This window comes from Streptomyces sp. NPDC007025, assembly GCF_042869455.1.
In the GTDB taxonomy this organism is placed as follows: Bacteria; Actinomycetota; Actinomycetes; order Streptomycetales; family Streptomycetaceae; genus Streptomyces.
The window spans coordinates 165864-183691 of the sequence record NZ_JBIAFT010000008.1; the positions used below are offsets into that span (position 1 = coordinate 165864).

Genomic DNA, 17828 nt, shown 5'->3' on the forward strand with positions numbered 1-17828 from the left:
AGGGCTTCGCCCGGCCACAGGCCCCCCTCTCCTCCCGCGCCGCCTCATGGAAGGGCCTCATGGCTTCCCGAGCAGCCGCCGGATACCTGTGGCAAGGCGTTGCGATGCTGCGCGCCACCACCAGCCCCGGGCCGGCAGACATCCCCCGCACCCTCGACCTGGACAACGTGGCCGTCACCCGCGGATGGCTGAACCGCATCTGGCAGCGCGAGGACTTCCGCAGCGCGCTGGAGCTGGCCACCCCCGTCCTGTCCGACGCCATCGAGGCCGTCGTCCGGGGCCGGCAGACCGACCCCCGTCAGGTCCGCCGCACCGCACTGTCGACGGTCTCCTACCTCCTTCGGTGGCAGCACCGGCCGACACCGCACGGCCTGTTCGCCGGCACCGCCCCGGTGTCCGTCGGGCCCCGGGCGAGCGCACGGTGGCGCGACAAGCACCGTGCGGTGATCCGGCCGGACGCCGAATGGGTCACCGACATGGTCCTCCGGCTCCAGCGCACCCCGGCGTTGCTGAAGCGGTTACCGCTCGTCGCCAACAACGCCGCCCGCGCCCGCGGTGACCGGCTCGTGGCGCCGGGCCCGCCCTCCGACGGTCACGCCGTCCTCCTGGCTCCGGTCGAGATATCCGTCCGCAACGCCCGGCCGGTGGCCGCCGCCGTGGACGCGGCCTACACCCCCATCCCATACAGCGGTCTCCACGGCGACCTGCGCGCCCGCTTTCCGCAGGCCACTCCGGAGAAGATCGACGCACTTCTCGCCAGCCTGGTCGAGCAGCAGTTCCTCATCACCAGCCTGTGGGCCCCCATGACCACCGTGGACGCCTTCCAGCACCTGTGCCGCGAACTGGACCGGCTCCAAGCGGACAACATCCCCGAAGTGCGGGACCTGGTCCACGAGCTGTACGCCCTGCGCGACGAGCTGTCCGCGCACCAGCCGACCCTCTCCGACACCAGCGTGAGCACCGTCGCCACGCGGATGCGCGCCCTCACCCCCGTCACGCCGACACCGCTGCTCATTGACACCGCCCTCGACTGCGAGACCACGCTCCCGCAGGCCGTGATCGCGGAAGCGCAAGCAGCCGTCTCGGCCCTCTACCGCACCACCCCGCAGCCCTACGGCTACCAGCACTGGCGCGACTACCACCGCCGCTTCCGGGCCCGGTACGGCGTCGGCGCCCTGGTGCCGGTGATGGACCTGGTCGCCGACAGCGGCCTGGGCCTGCCCGCCGGATACGTCGGCTCCGAACGCGGAGCCGCCCTGAAGGTGCGCACCGACCGCGACGAACTGCTGCTCGCGATGATGCAGCAGGTTCTCCTCGACGGCGGCCGTGAACTGCGGTTGACGGACGACATGGTCGACGCCTTGGAGAAGGCTGCCGGGAAGGACGAGCGGCTGTTCGTACCCCGGGTGGAGGTCGCCTTCGAAGTCCACTCCCCCAGCACCCGGGCACTCTCCAGTGGCGCCTTCGACATCCTCCTCACCGCGGTCCCCCGGCCCGGCAGCAGCATGGCCGGCCGGTTCGCCCACGCCCTGCCGCCCGAGCATCAGGACGCGCTCGCCGCCACGTACCACGGAGCGCCGAACAGCCTCACGGCGCAGCTCGTCTTCCCACCGCGCCGCCACCGCAACGAGAACGTCACCCGCACGCTGCGGCTGCTGCCCCACGTCATCGAGCTGTCCGGCCACCAGGAGACAGACGCGACGACGATCCCGCTCGCCGACATCGCCGTCACCGTCGACCCGCGCAGCTTCCACCTCGTACAACTCTCCACCGGCCGACGCATCGACGTCCGGGTCCTGCACGCCCTGGAAGGCGGCACGCAGACCCCGCCGCTCGCCCGATTCCTCGCCGAAGTAGCCAATGGACGGTTCGCCGCCTACAAGCCATTCGACTTCGGCGCCGGCTCCCGGCTCCCGTTCCTCCCGCGGGTGCGCTACCGCCGCACCATCCTCACGCAGGCCCGATGGCTGCTGATGGCCGACGACCTGCCCGGCCGCAAAGCCTCGATCCAGGAGTGGGAGAGCGCCTTCGCCGCCTGGCGGGACCGGCTGCGGGCCCCGGAGCAGGTCGCCATGATCGAGTACGACCAGCGCCTCCCCCTCGACCTGTCCCACCCGGTCCACCTCCGGGTACTACGCGCCCACCTCGACAACACCCGGCGCCTGGAACTACGCGAGCTACCGGACGCAGACGCCCACGGCTGGATCGGGCGGGCACACGAGATCTGGCTCTCCCTGGGCCGCTCGGAGCCGGCCGCCGAGGTACCCCGGCCGCGCACAGCCCCGTCAGCGGCCCCCGATCGGCACCTTCCGGGCGCCGGCGACGTCCTCCTCGCGCAGCTCCACGCCCACCCGCGCCGCTACGACGAGATCCTGAGCCGCCGCCTGCCCAGCCTCCTCGCCGCGTTCGGCGACGCCCCGCCCCTCTGGTGGTTCACCCGGCACCGGGAGATGGCCCGCCCGGACGCCGACCAGCACCTCGACCTCACGCTGCACCTGCCGCCCGACGCGTACGGGGCAGCAGCCCAGCACGTCCGCAGGTGGGCGGACAGCTTGCACGGGACCGGTCTGGCGGCCGGGCTCGTCCTGGCTCCCTACCAGCCGCAGACCGGGCGGTTCGGCCACGGGACAGCCATGGACGCCGCGCACCGGGTGTTCGCCGCGGACTCCGCCGTCGCCCTCGCGCAGATCCAGCTCACCGAGCGCACCGACGCGCTCGCCCCGCAGGCCCTCGCCGCGGCCAGCGCCCTGCACCTCGTCGCCCCCCTGGCGCCGGACACCGCGGCGGCCGAGGAGTGGCTGGTGCGCAACCTCCCCCAGGGCACGGGACGGCTGAACCGGGCCCTGCGTGCCCAGGTGCTCGAACTCGCCGCGCCGAATGGCGACTCCGTGCTCGCGGCCCTCCCCGGCGGCCCTGCGGTCGTCGAAGCGTGGCGGGCCCGCGCCGCCGCCGTCGACACCTACCGGACGGCCTTGACCGACCACCGTGACCCGCTCGACGTCGCCCGGTCGCTCCTGCACCAGCACCACGTCCGGGCCCTGGGCGTTGACCCGCGCGCCGAGGAGACCACCATCCGGCTCGTACGAACCGCGGCCCTCCAGCACCGGAGGGCGGCTCGATGACTGCGCTGGCCGCTACCACCGCGATCCTGGAGCAGTACACCGCCCACCTCGCCCAACCCGCTCCCCCGCCTCCGGACGAGCCGTGGGCAGTGCAGTCCCTCGCCGACGGCGCCGCCGGGATCAGCCTGCTGCACATCGAGACGGTCAGCCGTCACGGCGGCTCCTGGCGCCCCGCCCACCGGTGGATCACCGCCGCGGCGGCCGGCCACATCAGCGCGGCCGACACTGCGGGACTGTTCCTCGGCGCCCCGGCCCTCGGCTTCGTCCTCACCACTGTCCCGCCGTCCTTCCAGCACCTGTACGAACCGGCGCGGCGGACCCTGCACCAGCACATCACTGACCTGACCCACCGCCGCGTGGACGCCGCGCTCACCCGTATCCGCAAGGGCGACCTGCCCGCGTTCGCCGAGTACGACCTGTTCTACGGCCTCACCGGCATCGGGGCGTACCTCCTGCGCACCGACCCCGAGGGGCTCCCCCTCGAACGAGTTCTGAAGTACCTCGTCGCCCTGACCCGCCCCCTCGCACCCGACGGCCGCGGCCTGCCGGGCTGGTGGGTCCGCCACGACCCCGCCCGCGGCGAATCCCCCCACTTTCCGGGCGGCCACGGCAACTTCGGCGCAGCCCACGGCATCACCGGCCCGCTCCTTCTGCTGGCCCAGGCCATGCGCCGCGGCATCACCGTCGGCGGCCACCGCGAAGCCATCTGGAGCATCTGCGAACACCTCGATACCTGGTGCCAGCTCAGCCCCTCCGGTCCCTGGTGGCCCGAGCACATCTCGCGCCGCGACTTCGACCTCGGGCGCCCCCACCACGACGCTCCCGCCCGGCCGAGCTGGTGCTACGGAACCACCGGAATCGCGCGAGCCGGGCAACTCGCCGGACTCGCCCTGCACGCTCCCGACGTCCAGGCGTTCTACGAGGACGCCCTGTACCGGGCGTTGACCGACCCCGAACAGCTCGCGCAGGTCACTGACTCGGGCCTGTGCCACGGCTGGGCGGGCATCTACCAGACCGCCACCCGCGCCGCCGCTGATGCCGTCGACCCTCGCCTCCAGGCCCTCCCGAGAAGCCTCGGCGACACCCTCGCCACGAGCGCCCGGCCCGGCCTTCCCGAGCCCGGCCTGATCAACGGTGACGCCGGCACCGCGCTCGCCCTGACCACCCACGCCTCGCAGCAGGCCCCGAACACCGGATGGGACGCATGTCTGCTGATCAACTGATCTCGACGGAGCCGAGCCCGATCCACCGCGCGGTCACGGCCGCCCTCACCAGCCTGCCGATCCCCGAAGTCGCAGCCCAGCACGGGATGGAACCGACGACCCTGTCCGACGCCCTGGCGGTCTACGACCAGGCCGGCCGGGAGGCCCTGGCCCGGCACGCTTCCACGGACGACTGGTGGCAGGTGTACCTCCACTTCACCGACTGGACGAAAGCCGACGAGACCTTCACCGCGCACGTCCTGCCCCTGCTCCAAGAGGCGGAGACCGCCGGCCTCATCGGCGGCTGGTGGTACACCAGGAAGCACCCCTGCTGGCGTCTACGTCTCCGCGTCCGGCCGGGGATCGGCGCCAAGATCGGCGCCGCGGAGGGCTTGGACCGACTCGGCTTGCACCGCCTTGTGGCCGACGGGCACCTCGCGCGCTGGTGGCCCGGGATCTACGAGCCCGAGACTGCGGCATTCGGGGGCGAGGCCAGCATGACGGCCGCGCACGCCCTGTTCATCACCGACAGCCGAGAGGCGGCGCAACTCAGACAACGTGGGGACCTGGCTGTGGGGCCGCGCGAGCTGTCTGTTCTCCTCTGCACGATCATGATGCGCGCCGCCGGCCTGGAGTGGTACGAGCAGGGGGACGTCTGGCATCGCGTCATCACGGAAGAGCACCGCTCGGCCGTCGGCGACGTCCCAGGGGACCGGCTCGACGCCCGCGCCCAAGAGATCCGGCCCCTGCTCTTCGCTGACAGCGACGTCCTGCTGCGCCCCGGCGGACTGCTGGAGCCCGTCTCCGAGTGGGTCGGCGCCTTCCGCAGCACGGGGCAAGAACTTCGCCGTGCCGTACAGGTCGGGACGCTGGACCGCGGCCTACGGCAGGTGCTCAGCTACCACGTGATCTTCCACTGGAACCGGCTGGGCCTGTCCATGCGAGGGCAGAGCATCCTGGCCTGGGCAGCCCGGGCGGCCATCCTGCACGGCGTCGATCACCAGGGGAGCCAGGGAGTATGACGACGCTACGACCCAGCACTTGTTGTCTCTACGCTGGAGCACCATGAAGAAGGTCGCCATCGTCGGCTGCGCAGGCAGCGGCAAGTCCCACGTGGCCCGCCAGCTCGGCAGGATTCTCAATGCCCCGGTGACGCACCTGGATGCCGTGTTCTACGACGACGAGTGGAACGCGCTGCCCATGGACGAGTTCACCCGAGTGCAGAGCGAGCTGGTCGCGGAGCCGCGGTGGGTGATCGACGGCAACTACAACTCGACGCTGCAGGTACGGCTCGAAGCTTGCGACACAGTGGTCCTGATGGACGTGTCGACCGTGGCGGCGCTGTACGGGATCTTCTCCCGGCAGGTCCGGCACGGAGCCGGGCACAAGGGCAACGGGGTGCATAACCGCATTCACTGGGGCGTGATCAAGTACGTCGCCACGTACCGGCGCATGATGCGCCCCCGCGTGATGGCGAAGATCAACGAGTTCAACTCGGGCGCCGAAGTGGTGCTGCTGGCAAACCGGCGCCAGACGCACCGCTGGCTGCGAAGGGTGGCTGGTGAGCAGTGACGTTGCCCCTTCTATGCACGCCCCGGGCCTCAAGTGGAACCCGGATACGCCGTACAGACGGTCCATGTCCCACGGGCGCAGCCCGCAATAGGCAACGCGGAGCGCTCTGTTCACGCGCCTTCCCCTCAACTAGGTGATTGAGGGGGGCGCTTAGCGGCGGGACATCAAATTGATTGGGCACAGACATGCGTGATGGGATGCGCTCACCGTGCGCGGAGCGCATCATCCCAGAGAACGAATCCAAGATCGATTGTTACGTGTGCCTGCCGCCTTTGATCTTGGAACGATAATGTCGAATGGCGCGGGGTGACCTTCGCAACATGACCCTCCGGCGAGATCACGTAATGCCCCTTGTACGCTTAGGCGCGGACAGTGCGTGCCGGTCTGGCACCGTGCGCATCGAATGCGGGCTCCAGCCTGCCAGCGCCTCGCGTACGCGCGTTGAGGTATGGGGTTTGCAGTGAGAATGGAGCGACTATGCGTTGGCGTAGGGGTCCTTCACGTCGCGCCCTTGTGAGGGAATGCGAGAGGAAGCTCGCCGATCTCCCTATACCAACCCCCTTCAGCGTCGAGATGCTTGTGAGCAATATGGAAAGCGCGCTGGGGCGTCAGATTCAGTTGGTCCCACTGGACGACCCCGACGGGGGCCTAGGGACAGCGTGCGGCCTTCGGGTTAAAACGCCGGAGGTAACCATCATTCTCTATCGTCGCCGCTCAAGCAGAAACCAAACAGAACACATAATCCTCCATGAGATCGCGCATGAGTGGATGGATCACGGCACCTCTCTGACGGCCGTTGAAATCGAGCGCTACGTCCCTGAGCGCATCCGGCAAGAAGTGCTTCGGCGCTACCCATCAGCCCTCATCCAAGCACGCGTCGATTTCGACAGCCACGAGGAGAAGCAGGCTGAGCTTTCAGCGTCACTGATCAAGCGCCTAGCGCGTCGCCAGTCTGCCACCGGAGACGACGTGATCAGCCTGTTGGAGTATTCGTTGGCGCATCCGGTTGCCCCGCCGCGACGTCGGCGGTAGCTCCATACGATCCGCAATCTCGCACTGACCAAGTCTGCACTCTGCAGGGCCCGTGAGCGGCGACAGGTGTGGCACCTATAGATCGACTGATTCCGTGTTCGACTTCTTCAAGTACTTCACTGCGGCAGTCATGACGCTGATATCCATATGGCGTTTCCCGGCTGTCAGATATGGCGATGCGCATCGTAGGGCGCTCTGGGGCGGCTACGCCGGATTTGCAGTGGCCCTGTGTCTGTACACCCCAGCAGCAATGGACGCGGTCGATCGTATTCCGGTGGTCGATCTCAGCGCCCTGCTCCGGCACTTTGCCAGCACGGCGGCGATCATGGCGGCTCTGACCTATGTCGCCACCAGCTACGGCAAGACCGCTGAGGCGGTCGTGCCCAGGCACGTGGAGTTCTCACGGTGGATCGCCCGAGCGTCGTACAAGGCCGGAGCCGTCGGCGTGGTGCTGCTCGCGATCCTCTTCTTTACCGTTGTCCAACGAGATCGGCCGAGCGAGGACTTCCTCGTTGACCATGCGGGAGAATGGGGCGTGGCGGTCTACATGACCGTGTTCTATTTCTTTCCGCTAGTCACCACCGCCGTATGCGGCTATCAGTGGACGAGGGCGGCACGCCGAGCTGAGAGCACAAGCATGCGCATCGGGCTCGGTTTGATGGGTTTCGCGATGTGGATGGGGCTCGTTCACACGATAGCTAGAATCGCTATCTTGTGGAGTGCCGTAATATTCCCTCTCAGTCAATCGACGGTGCGATTCCTGGTCGATGCCACTGCGATCTGGATGAATCTCCTTTTCGTTATCGTCGCAGTAGGGGCGAGCATCCCGACGACCCGCGCGGCTGCTGCGCGATGGAAGACGTTTCGAACCCTGAACTTGATCTATCCGCTCTGGTTCGATCTAGTCGAGGCTTTTCCCGGAACAAGCCTTTACCCTCCCGGCCGACGGATCACGGAACTTTTGCAGTTTCGCGTCCCCATTGATGTTCGCTTGGACCGATGGACGCAGGATATCTCCGACGCCTGCGAGAAACTGCGCTACTACGTGCCGAGCGACTTGATGTTTGCTGCGGAGGACAAGGCGTCCCCACACTCCGATCCCGAGCCTGCTGCGGAGGCTTACTGGATAAAGGCTGGCCTGCTCGCCGTTAACGCGGAGTCCGTCAGGCCGTCTTCGGCCACCCTGATGAGAGACAAGCCGTTCGTGGACACCGAAAGTGAAGCTGCGTGGTACGTGCGAGTCAGCACGGCCTACACGCAGATCACCGGCGACCAAGCGCGAGAAGTTCTTCATGACTCCGAGAAGTTGGAATCGGAATCTCGGCGGTAGTTCTGGAGCACGGTGTGTTCCGGGTTGCCGTATCCGTGTTTTCGGCGTGTGCGCCCTGTCACTCAGAGATGCGATCTTGTAAGGCTTGCGTGAGATTCGGCACCACCGAGCGTGCGGTCGCGACTGGTACCGTGGGCAAGGCGGACAAAGAGGTTCTGCTCCGCCCTGTAAGTGCACTTCCTGGCCTGCGATGCGCAGATTCTGTGACCGCCATGTACGCCGGGTCCGTGACGCTGTCCGGTCTGGATAGGCGTCCGAAATCTCAGCAATGGAGTTCCCCGCATGTCCAACCGCCGTACCGGCCTCATTCTTGATTTCGGAGGCGTTCTCACCACCCCCCTGCTGCCCGCTGTGTTGGCGTTCGAGCAGCGTGAAGGGCTTCCCCAGGGGGCCTGCCTCACTGCCCTGTACAAGGACCCGGAGGGCGTCCGGATCACCAGCAATCTGGAACGCGGAGTGGTGTCCCAGCGCGAGTGGAACGAGTTCGCCGGCAGGATGCTGAATGTGCCTACGGACGGGCTGATGGGGAGGATCTTCGGCGACCTCCGCCCTGAGCCGCTGCTGATCGACGCTGCCGCCGCAGCCCGCCGGGCCGGGATCAAGGTCGGCATCCTGTCGAATTCCGTGGGCCTGGAGCCGTGGGACCTGTATGCCGGCTACGAGCTGGAGAAGCTGTACGACGTCGTCGTCATCAGCGAGCACCACATGATGCGCAAGCCCGACGCCCAGCTCTTCGAGGCCACGCTGAAGCTGATGGACCTGCCTGCCGAAGAGTGCGTCTTCGTCGATGACACCGAGGCGTACGTCCAGGCAGCGGAGCAGCTCGGCCTCGCGGGAGTGCACAACCAGGACCCGAAGCAGACGGTCGCAGCCCTGTCCGAGCTGTTCGACGTCGACCTGGGCGCTTCATAGATCGGCGTCGATGCTGTCCGCACGAAGGGACTTCGGCTCCGAAACATGTGGTGGCCGGCCGGAGCCGATCAGCGATAGGCGGTCAGGGGTCCTCGGGCGCGCCTGCAAGGCGGCAGTACCGCAAAGGAACTGCACCCGCCCGCTACTGGCGGGGTTACTGGTCACAGTCGTCGCCGAATCCCAGATGAGCGCCCACGTGGCGGTGCGGACCGAGATCACCGCTCCGGCGACTCCAGCCGACGAGAGTGCCGACACGACGGTCACTGTGACGGTCACCAATCCGACGGCGGGTTACGTACTGGCAGCGCCGGAGCCGCAGAGTGCCGAGAGTCCGTGCGATGCGTCGCACGTCGCGATCAGTGAGGGGTGTAGACGCGGTGGTTGCGACATCGGGCGACGACTCTTCGTATGAGGAAGACCCGCGCTACGGCTCAACTCCGTCTCAGGGCGACTTGTTCGCCTCCACCTCGCCAACCCTCTAGGCTGCATGCGTGGTAGCACAGGTAGAAGAGATGACTCAGAGCACAACGCCCGAGGCGAACGACGGCCCGAGCGATGCCCGGATTGAGGTCCACCGCGGGGATGCTTACGACCTCATGGCGGACCTTCCTCCAGAGTCCATCGACCTGCTGATCACGTCCCCTCCGTACTGGGGCCTCCGCAGCTATGGCCTGGACCACAATGAGGAGATCCTCAAGGAGTGGCTTGCCGAGGACAGCTCGCGAGTGCAGACGGATGTGCCACCCTACGAGTGGTATCGGAAGCACGGCGGGGTGCTCGGGTTGGAGCCACTGCCGGAGTGGTTCATTGGTCACCTCGTCGAGATCCTCCAGCGAGGCGCTCCGGCCCTGAAGCCGGGCGGAAGTATGTGGATCAACATCGGGGACACCTACTTCGCTCGATGGTCCAGCATTCGCCACGACGGCCGGCAAGGGCTCGGCGACAACCCGCGGTCGCGGCGACGCACCCCGATGGGTGGGTTTCGCCAAGAGAAGCAAATGCTTCTGATCCCCGCCCGCTTCGCCATCGCCATGCAGGACCTCCGGTGGATCTTGCGTAATGACCTGATCTGGCATAAGCCGAATGTTCCCCCTCGGCCGGAAAAGGACCGCCTCCGACTGACTCACGAACATTTCTTCCACTTCGTGAAGCGCCCGAAGGAAGGTCGCGCCAAGTATTACTACGACTTCGAAGAAGTCGAGAGCGGTGCGCAAGATGTCGTCTACTACGACGTCGATGAGGCGGAGGATGGTGCAGCCGACGTGGTCAAGGTCGGAGCCCGTTCCGGCTCTGACGGCCACTCGGCTACGTTCCCCATCGATCTCATCAAGCCACGAATTCTAACCTCTTGCCCTCCCGGGGGCACCGTGCTTGACCCGTTCTGCGGGACTGGCAGGTCGCTCTCTGTGGCTGCATCGACAGGGCGTAACGCGATCGGATTTGAACTTACGGAATCTTTCCAGCAAGCCGCAGTAAAGAATGCGGAAGCTGCAATTTCGCAGGGGCAACTCACGTTCGACGAAAGCAACGAGACAGGGGAGTAATAGTTGTCTGGGGGAGGCGCCGGGAACAAGTCGGCGAACAACGTTATCGGCGAGTGGTTCGGGCATCGAGTTTTCCCGGTTGTTGCAGAGACGCCGGAGAGCCTTAGTGACCAAGAGGCCGAGCGTTGCCCGTTTATTACGAGGGCGACCGGTAAGAAAACCGACTGCGTCAAGCAGAAGAACTCTAAGGGTGTCTGCACGATTAGCAGCACGAGTAACGGCAAGCGTCAGGACTGGCTGGCATGTCCGTTCCGCGCTCTGGATGACTCGATGCTACAAGACGCGGCCCATCGACTCTTTGGGTACACGGCGGGCGATGATGTAAAGATCATCGCGGCTACTGTTCTTGCTGACAAGAAGGTGGCCGACGACTTGCGCAAGCGGGTCGCCGAAAAAAAGGCGTCGATCGTCTACTTTCAGAACAAGCTAGGTGGGGAAATCTCCATCAGCCCCACGGATCGATCTCCGGAATTCTCCTTCGATGCAACCATGATCGAGTTGCTCCCGGACTCCAATGGTTCGCTAGCTGTGGGTCGATACGGGATTTTCGAGATCCAGACTATGGACTTCCACGGTACATACAGGAAGTCGGTCGAACTCCTTCGCTGGGCGCGTCACGCGCACAAGGGAGAGTTCGGAGAAAGCGTGGCTAGCCACCCGCAGTGGCTTGCGGAAGGCATTGAAGGCCCCAACATCGCGAACGCCTTCAAGCGCACCTTCTATCAAATGATGTTCAAGTTTCAGATCGGTGCGCACGATGCCTCCGCAGGATGCATCTTCGCAATCCCGCGTGCGGTCTGGGAGAGTTGGCAGCGGCATCTGGGCCGCCCTGACCTGATACAGCACACGGACGGCACCTGGCGCCTGGTGCAGGACGGACATCAGCCCGATGACAATCCGCCCGCATGGATCTATGTGTTCGACGTCGAACAGTCTCAGACGCAGACGCCCAATGCGCTGAACCTTTGGCGAGTGATCGGAACCGACGCAGCCACCCTCAGCCACTACACCTTGGACGTTTCACCGGAAGCTGCCCTGGCTAGCGGTGGGTCCGTCGGCCGCCTCCGCGAAACGATCACACTTCGGCTGGCTAAGTACCTTCCGGAGCTTCGGCCCGCCCCGAAGGGCAGGCCAAGCAAGGCGAGCGGTGTTTCCCCAGGACAGACCAAGTTGTGAGGTCAGCCGCGGCTGCATCGTGCTCGATGCCGGAGGCAACGGCTGGCCACGGCGTGGGAGGCGGTTCGAAGGTTGTCCAATACCGGTGGAATGGCCGAACGGTGGGGCTCACGCCCCGCCGCGCCGACTGAGGGGCCATTGTTCCAATGACCCGGCGGGCAATACTGTCAGCTCCTCGCGCGGCTGGGGTGATGCGGTTGCCGACGAGGAGCGTTGCCGTTCGGACCGCGTCCAAGGTGGCCAGCGGGGCAGCTCCAGATAGGGCCCCGAAAACGAGCTCGTGCCAGTTCCTCGTCGTCTGGGCCAGGCCAAGCGTTCGAGACTCGCGCCAAGGGGCCTCTTCCATCCTGCCTGCCCGGCACGGGAGTTGATGGTGCGGGCGGGGGCCAGGCGCACGGATGCTCCTGGTGGACGGGTTGTCGACCAAGACCACCTGTCCGTCTAGGAGCTGCCGCGTGCTTGGCTACCCAGCCAGCCTCGATCTGTCCAGCGCCAGCCTCAGGTTCTTACCGAGCGCTGGCCGCCCGGCGCCGCGAACGGGGGCACCCGGTGGCGTCGGCTCCCGGCCGGGCGACAGGCCCTGCTGGTCCTGGCCCACCTACGGCGCGGGGACACCTACGCCCGGCTCGCCGTCGGCTTCGGGATTGCCTCCCCACCCTGCGTCCGGCTAGCCCAGACCGAGGCTCACTCTTTGTCTTGAACCTCGGACAGAGCGTGCCGCAGCTCTCCCACGAGCCTGTTGATGTCGGCCATCGATCTCCGGGAGAGGATCTCGCTGCCGCGTGCGGCCAGGCCGAGGATGTGCCCCTGGTGAATCGAGCCGATAAAGCGAACAGCCTCCAGGAACTCCTGGACGACGGGACTTAGTTCGGCGTCATCGCCGAACAGCCAGGAGGGGACCTGGAAGGCGTGCGCCAGGCCGGCGCGCACTTCATCGGATGCCGCGGTTTCGGTTCCGTCGCGTAGCTCGCCGATGCCCTCGGCGGTGACGGCTGCGGTCGGCGCATGCTCGTTGACGAGTCGCGCGATCTCCGCGTCGGAGAGCGTCTCCTCGTCGGTGGAGCCGTACTGCAGGAGAAAGTTGATCTTCTCCCCGATCGTGCGAGGCGCGGCCTCTTGATCACCATGTGAGGCAGCGGTGCGAATGCCGAATGAGCGGTCCTGCGCCGCGAGCAGCTCTTCCTCGGTCACCCCGTACGCCGCCGCCAGCGGCTTTACATAGCTGGCGTTGAGCCTGCGCCGCCCGGACTCGGCGTTGCTCACCGGTCCCCGGCTTGCGCCGATGATTTCGGTGGCCTCCGCCACGCTGAGACCGGCGTCACAGCGCAGGAGTTGTAGGTCCGGCGGCCCGTCGTGGGGGAACAGCTCGTCGAGTGGTTCGTCGAGCGCCGTGGCGATCGCTGGCAGCTTCTCGCCCTTGGGGAAGTCGTTCCCGGACTCCCATCGTGCGACGGTAGCGCCGCTGACCCCCACCAGTTCGCCCAGCTGCCTCTGGTGCATGTCCCTGCGTCGGCGGACAGCACGCACGAGGCTGCCGTCGAACTGACGAGGGGGCACTGGGACTCCTGGTGCGAGGTGGCGATGGGCTCGGTGTCGGGGTCAACTGTAAGCCAGGGTTGATGCATTTTCGAAACTGACGTACGTTTCCGTATCGCACCTGTTGATCAGGCCCAATTCTACGGTGCCTAGCCCTGGGGGACCTCTGTGCATATTTCCCTGTCATAACTGCTCACGCAACAAGCGCTTACAGCGCTCGTCGGGTGGCGCGGATCCACGCCGGCATAGCCCTCGCGAGTGCGGCCGAGACGAGGTGAGACGCCCGCAAATGATCTTCCGGGCAACGGGATGGACTTGTCCGCGGGGTCTACGTATGTTCGTCGTCCCACGCCGGGCAGCGCCCCGGAAAGGGGCCGATGACCAGCGAAAAGGAGGCGGAACGGATGCCGGCATACGACCCGTGATCTGACCCCAAAACTGAAACCGGCGCCGAGGAGCTACCAACTCCCAAGCGCCGGGCTGGCACCCAGAGGGCGCCAATTACACATCACGCGGGCGGCAGGGCTTCTTGCACGAGACCGCCGCACCGCGCTCCTTCGAACAACGGAGTATCGCATGCTCGCCACGCCGAGCGGAAGCCCGGCCTGCGCGGACGACGGCCGTCCGCGCCGCCTCGCCGCACAGCTCGCCGACATGATCCCGGGGGCGGCCACGATCCGGGTCAGCCTCACAGACCCGACACAGACGTGGCCTCATCTGCACGCCGTCGTCAAGGACGAGGCCGGAAAGACCCTGGAGCTGGGCCGCCCGACCGCCAGGGTCGCGGCACGCTGGATCCTGCGGGTCTGGCCGGAGGTGGACTGGATGCGCCCCCACACCTTCTGCCTCGTCGACGCCACCCTGACCCGCAGCGACCTGGTCGCCGCTGAGCGGGGCCGCTGAGATGGCTCGGATCCGAACCGTCAAGCCCGAGGCGTTCACGTCCGAGTCACTCGCCGAAGTGACCGTGGCGGCCGAGCGGACCTTCTTCGGCCTGCTCACCCAGGCCGACGACCATGGCCGCCACCGGGACAACGCCGCGATCATCGCGGGGCTTCTCTGGCCCCTGCGCGCCGAGCACACCTCGGTCCACGTCGAAGACGACCTCCACCAGCTCGCGAACGCCGGACTGATCTGCCGATACACCGGATGCGACGGCCGCCTCTACCTCCACATCGTGACCTGGTCCGAGCACCAGAAGATCGACAAGCCGAGCCAGTCGCGCCTGCCCTCGTGCCCGCAGCACCAGGCCGCCGACCGGTGCGCACCGTGCAAGGGCTCGTGCTCCCGGCGGACCGAGGGGTCGTCCACAAATCCCCGAGGGCTCGGGGAGACCTCCGGGAGGGCTCCCCGAGCCCTCGATCTGCCTGCCGCACCCGCCTCGACGACGCCGGACCACGCAGACGAGTCCGTCGCCGACCGGCAGGAGGCTGCCGACGGCGCGATCGGCACAGCGGGGCGAGCTGGTGCTAAGTGTGCAGGTCAGACCGCATTCTCCGAGGACTCCCCGAACCTTCCCCGAAGCCTCTCCGAAGGCTCGGCGCCTGGATCTAGGATCTTGGATCCTGGATCTCTTGTCCCTACGGGGCGCACAGCGCCCGCAGCCGGCATCTCCGCCAAGGACCTCGTCGGGGAGTACGTCGCCGGGTGCGACCAGCGCCCCCCGAGCGACGTGATCGGGCACCTCGGCCGGATCATCAAGAAGCTCCTGGACGAGGGCATCGCACCGGCGCACATCCGAGCCGGGCTGGCGAACTTCACGGCCAACCCCAAGCACCCGAGCGTGCTGACCAGCATGGTCAACGAGGCGATGCACGCTCGCCCCGGCGGTTTGGCGCGGCCGGGAATCCGGCCTAACGTGCCCGCCCACCAGGCGTGGACCAACCCGGCCAACGCTTCTGCCGCCTACGCCGAGGAGCTGTGATGCACACCCGTCACCGCGAACCGCAGCTCCTCGGCAACGAAGGCACCCTGGAGCGCATGGCCCGGATCCTGGCCGCCCGCAACATCGACCCGGCCGACGCCGCCGCGCTCCCCGACGACCCCGAGCCGTTCTCCCCGCTCGACGCCCTCCTGGCCGGGATGCCCCCGCGCTACCAGACGGCCGTCGCCGACCATCCGAGGGTCCTGGACTGGGTCGCGGAGGTCACCGAGGCGGCCGTCGCCCCCAGCCGAGGAGCCCGACGACAGGTCACCACCGGCCCTAGCTTGCTGATGGCCGGGGTCGTCGGCGCGGGCAAGACGCACCAGGCGTACGGCGCGGTCCGAGCGCTGGTGCAGAGCGGGGTCGGCGCGCGCTGGCGGGCGACCACCGCCGCCGACCTCTACGCCGATCTCCGCCCCCGGCCCGGGGTCGACAGCGAGCGGGAGCTGGCGGCCGTCAGCCGGTGCCCGCTGCTGATCATCGACGACCTCGGCGCGGCCAAGGCGAGCGAGTGGGTCGAAGAGATCACGTACCGGCTGATCAACCGGCGGTACAACTACGAACTCCCCACGCTGATCACGACCAACCTGGCGATCAAGGACCTGCGTTCCTACCTCGGGGACCGAGTCGCCAGCAGGCTCGCGCAGATGACCACCCGAGTCGAGTTCGAGGCCGTCGACCGCAGACGCCACAGCGCCGCCGCCTGACCCTCCACAGGCCACCCCGCCGGACCGCGCCCTCGCACCGCCGTCCCTCCCGGGCACCTACCGCCAGCGCACCTCTCCGCCGACGCCCCTGCGCGCGGAGAGCGATCGGAGCACCCCGCATGACCAGCACGATGAACGGCCCCGCCCAGCACCGTCAGCTCGGCGACCAGACCTGGCAGGCCGACGCCGTCTGCCAGAGCACCGAGTACAACCCGGTGGACCCCGAAGTCTTCTTCCCCGAACCCGACGAGACCGCCAAGATCGCCACGGCCAAGGCCCTGTGCGGCCAGTGCCCGGTCCGGCGCACCTGCCTGGACGCCGCTCTCGAAGGGGGTGACACCGACGGGATCCGTGGCGGCCTGACGGAAGAGGAGCGCGGGCCGCTGCACGACAAGCTCGCCAGCCGCCTCGACTACAGCCGCGTCAATGCCACCATCGCCGGACGCGACGTGCACCTCACCCATACGGAGCGCCGCGCGGTCGAGTACGCGGCCTACCGCCACGGGGTGAGCGAGCAGCGCCTGGCCTGGCTTCTGAAGGTCACCGAGGAGCACGCCAAGAAGCGGTACCGCGAGATCCGCCGGGCCGAGCGCAACCGAACCCTGAACCAGCCCACCACGAACACCACACCCCCCGAGACCAGCGGCGAGCGCCTGATCCGCGACGACTTCGGGACGGCGGCATGAACATCGCAAGCGCGTCGAAGACGGCGCACATATCCGGGTGGGACCGCGCGGCTGTCGTGGCGCTCGGGGGCGCGGGGTGCGCGCTGTCGTACGACGCCCTGCAGCAGATGGCCGTGGCCATCCACATCCGAGGCTTCCTCACCTACTTGTTCCCCCTGGTGATCGACGGGTTCATCGCCTACGGCATCCGAGCCCTCCTGGTCCTGCGCAACGCACCACTGCGCGCCCGGCTCTACGTCTGGACGCTCTTCGGCACGGCCACCGCCGCCAGCATCTGGGCCAACGCACTCCACGCGGTGCGCATCAACCAGGACACGGTCGTCGGCACCGGCCTAAAGCTCGGGGACGCGGTGGTTGCGGTGCTCTCGACCATCGCCCCGCTCGCACTGGCCGGAGCGGTCCACCTCTACATCATCATTGCCCGGGGCCCGGTCGAGGGCTCTGGCCGACAGAACCTCGGTCAGCCCGGTCACCTCGGTGAGACCGACCGGAGCGACGCCATCGAGGTCACCCGGACCGACCGAGCCGGTCAGCAGCGGTCAGCGGCCGGTCAGGTCACGTCCGGTCAGTCGGTCACCGCTCTGACCGACCGGCTGCCACTGTCCCCGACCGACGAGGACACCGCCGCCCGGTCAGTGACCGGAGACTCGACCCCGGCGACCAGCGGCCAGTCGGTCACCGACCACCACAACCGCAGCCATGGTGCCCCTGACCTGCCGGGACAGGCGGACAAGGGCCGGACGGTCACTGACCGCCCCGGCAGCGCGGCCCCGGTCGGTGGTGACCAGGACAGCCCGGCGGTGGTCAGTGCCGCGCCGGTCACCTCGCCTCCGGTCACTGACCGGGCCGCTCGGCCGACTGGTGACCGGCGTCCTGACCCGGACACCGAGGAGCTGCTGGCGATCGCCCGGTCGGCGGTCAGGGCCGAGGACAAACTGACCCGCAAGGTGGTCGCCCAGGCGATCCGAGGTCAGCAGATCCCGCTGTCCAGCGACACCCTGACCGCGCTGATGGCTCAGCTGCGCGAGCAGCACCGCCAGCCGGTCGCTTCCTCCCGGCCCTGACCGAACCTCCACGGAGTGGGT

General features: G+C 67.6%; 15 protein-coding genes and 1 pseudogene. 15 read left to right on the plus strand and 1 reads right to left on the minus strand.

The window, feature by feature from the left end:
* Window positions 1-59: 59 nt before the first annotated feature.
* The 10 genes and pseudogenes from ACFYMO_RS17445 to ACFYMO_RS17490 form a co-directional block, all read left to right on the plus strand.
* Complete coding sequence (locus tag ACFYMO_RS17445; protein ID WP_164181758.1) at window positions 60-3122, plus strand: lantibiotic dehydratase; 3063 nt, start codon at window positions 60-62, stop codon at window positions 3120-3122.
* Window positions 3119-4345 carry a lanthionine synthetase C family protein gene (locus tag ACFYMO_RS17450; protein WP_164181760.1) on the plus strand — a complete coding sequence of 409 codons (1227 nt, stop codon included), beginning with the start codon at window positions 3119-3121 and terminating at the stop codon, window positions 4343-4345. Before ACFYMO_RS17445 ends, ACFYMO_RS17450 begins: the two co-directional genes overlap by 4 nt.
* A complete protein-coding gene (locus ACFYMO_RS17455) occupies window positions 4327-5346 on the plus strand; it encodes a thiopeptide-type bacteriocin biosynthesis protein (protein WP_164181762.1) in 1020 nt (339 codons plus the stop codon). The genes ACFYMO_RS17450 and ACFYMO_RS17455 overlap by 19 nt, the downstream gene beginning before the upstream one ends.
* A gap of 43 nt (window positions 5347-5389) precedes the next feature.
* On the plus strand, window positions 5390-5896 hold the full coding sequence (locus ACFYMO_RS17460) for a topology modulation protein (protein ID WP_164181764.1): 507 nt from the start codon (window positions 5390-5392) through the stop codon (window positions 5894-5896).
* A gap of 573 nt (window positions 5897-6469) precedes the next feature.
* Entirely contained in the window at window positions 6470-6928 is a 459-nt protein-coding gene (locus tag ACFYMO_RS17465) for a hypothetical protein (RefSeq protein WP_388547223.1), read from the plus strand.
* 94 nt (window positions 6929-7022) lie between these two features.
* Window positions 7023-8258 carry an MAB_1171c family putative transporter gene (locus tag ACFYMO_RS17470; protein ID WP_164181768.1) on the plus strand — a complete coding sequence of 412 codons (1236 nt, stop codon included), beginning with the start codon at window positions 7023-7025 and terminating at the stop codon, window positions 8256-8258.
* 282 nt (window positions 8259-8540) lie between these two features.
* A complete protein-coding gene (locus ACFYMO_RS17475) occupies window positions 8541-9170 on the plus strand; it encodes an HAD-IA family hydrolase (RefSeq protein WP_164181770.1) in 630 nt (209 codons plus the stop codon).
* Window positions 9171-9661: 491 nt separating this feature from the next.
* Window positions 9662-10714 (plus strand): DNA-methyltransferase, encoded by a 1053-nt coding sequence (locus tag ACFYMO_RS17480; protein ID WP_388547227.1) that lies wholly within the window; start codon window positions 9662-9664, stop codon window positions 10712-10714.
* Window positions 10715-10717: 3 nt separating this feature from the next.
* On the plus strand, window positions 10718-11890 hold the full coding sequence (locus ACFYMO_RS17485; protein ID WP_164181774.1) for a NotI family restriction endonuclease: 1173 nt from the start codon (window positions 10718-10720) through the stop codon (window positions 11888-11890).
* Between the two features lie 455 nt (window positions 11891-12345).
* Window positions 12346-12536 (plus strand): annotated as a pseudogene (locus tag ACFYMO_RS17490) (transposase family protein); the annotation flags it as partial.
* 38 nt (window positions 12537-12574) lie between these two features.
* Here ACFYMO_RS17490 and ACFYMO_RS17495 read toward each other — a convergent pair.
* On the minus strand, window positions 12575-13447 hold the full coding sequence (locus ACFYMO_RS17495) for a helix-turn-helix transcriptional regulator (RefSeq protein ID WP_164181776.1): 873 nt from the start codon (window positions 13445-13447) through the stop codon (window positions 12575-12577).
* A 555-nt stretch (window positions 13448-14002) separates the two neighbouring features.
* Between ACFYMO_RS17495 and ACFYMO_RS17500 the strand changes: the two genes are divergently transcribed.
* The 5 genes from ACFYMO_RS17500 to ACFYMO_RS17520 all read left to right on the plus strand — a co-directional run bounded on the left by ACFYMO_RS17500 (window position 14003) and on the right by ACFYMO_RS17520 (window position 17807).
* Window positions 14003-14329, plus strand: a complete 327-nt coding sequence (locus ACFYMO_RS17500) for a transcriptional regulator (RefSeq protein ID WP_164181778.1) — start codon at window positions 14003-14005, stop codon at window positions 14327-14329.
* A gap of 1 nt (window position 14330) precedes the next feature.
* Entirely contained in the window at window positions 14331-15350 is a 1020-nt protein-coding gene (locus tag ACFYMO_RS17505; protein WP_164181780.1) for a hypothetical protein, read from the plus strand.
* Window positions 15350-16057: an ATP-binding protein gene (locus ACFYMO_RS17510; protein ID WP_164181789.1), complete on the plus strand. Its 708-nt coding sequence runs from the start codon at window positions 15350-15352 to the stop codon at window positions 16055-16057. Before ACFYMO_RS17505 ends, ACFYMO_RS17510 begins: the two co-directional genes overlap by 1 nt.
* Before the next feature lie 119 nt (window positions 16058-16176).
* A complete protein-coding gene (locus tag ACFYMO_RS17515; RefSeq protein WP_109180474.1) occupies window positions 16177-16743 on the plus strand; it encodes a WhiB family transcriptional regulator in 567 nt (188 codons plus the stop codon).
* Entirely contained in the window at window positions 16740-17807 is a 1068-nt protein-coding gene (locus ACFYMO_RS17520; protein ID WP_164181791.1) for a DUF2637 domain-containing protein, read from the plus strand. The genes ACFYMO_RS17515 and ACFYMO_RS17520 overlap by 4 nt, the downstream gene beginning before the upstream one ends.
* The last annotated feature ends 21 nt before the right edge of the window (window positions 17808-17828 follow it).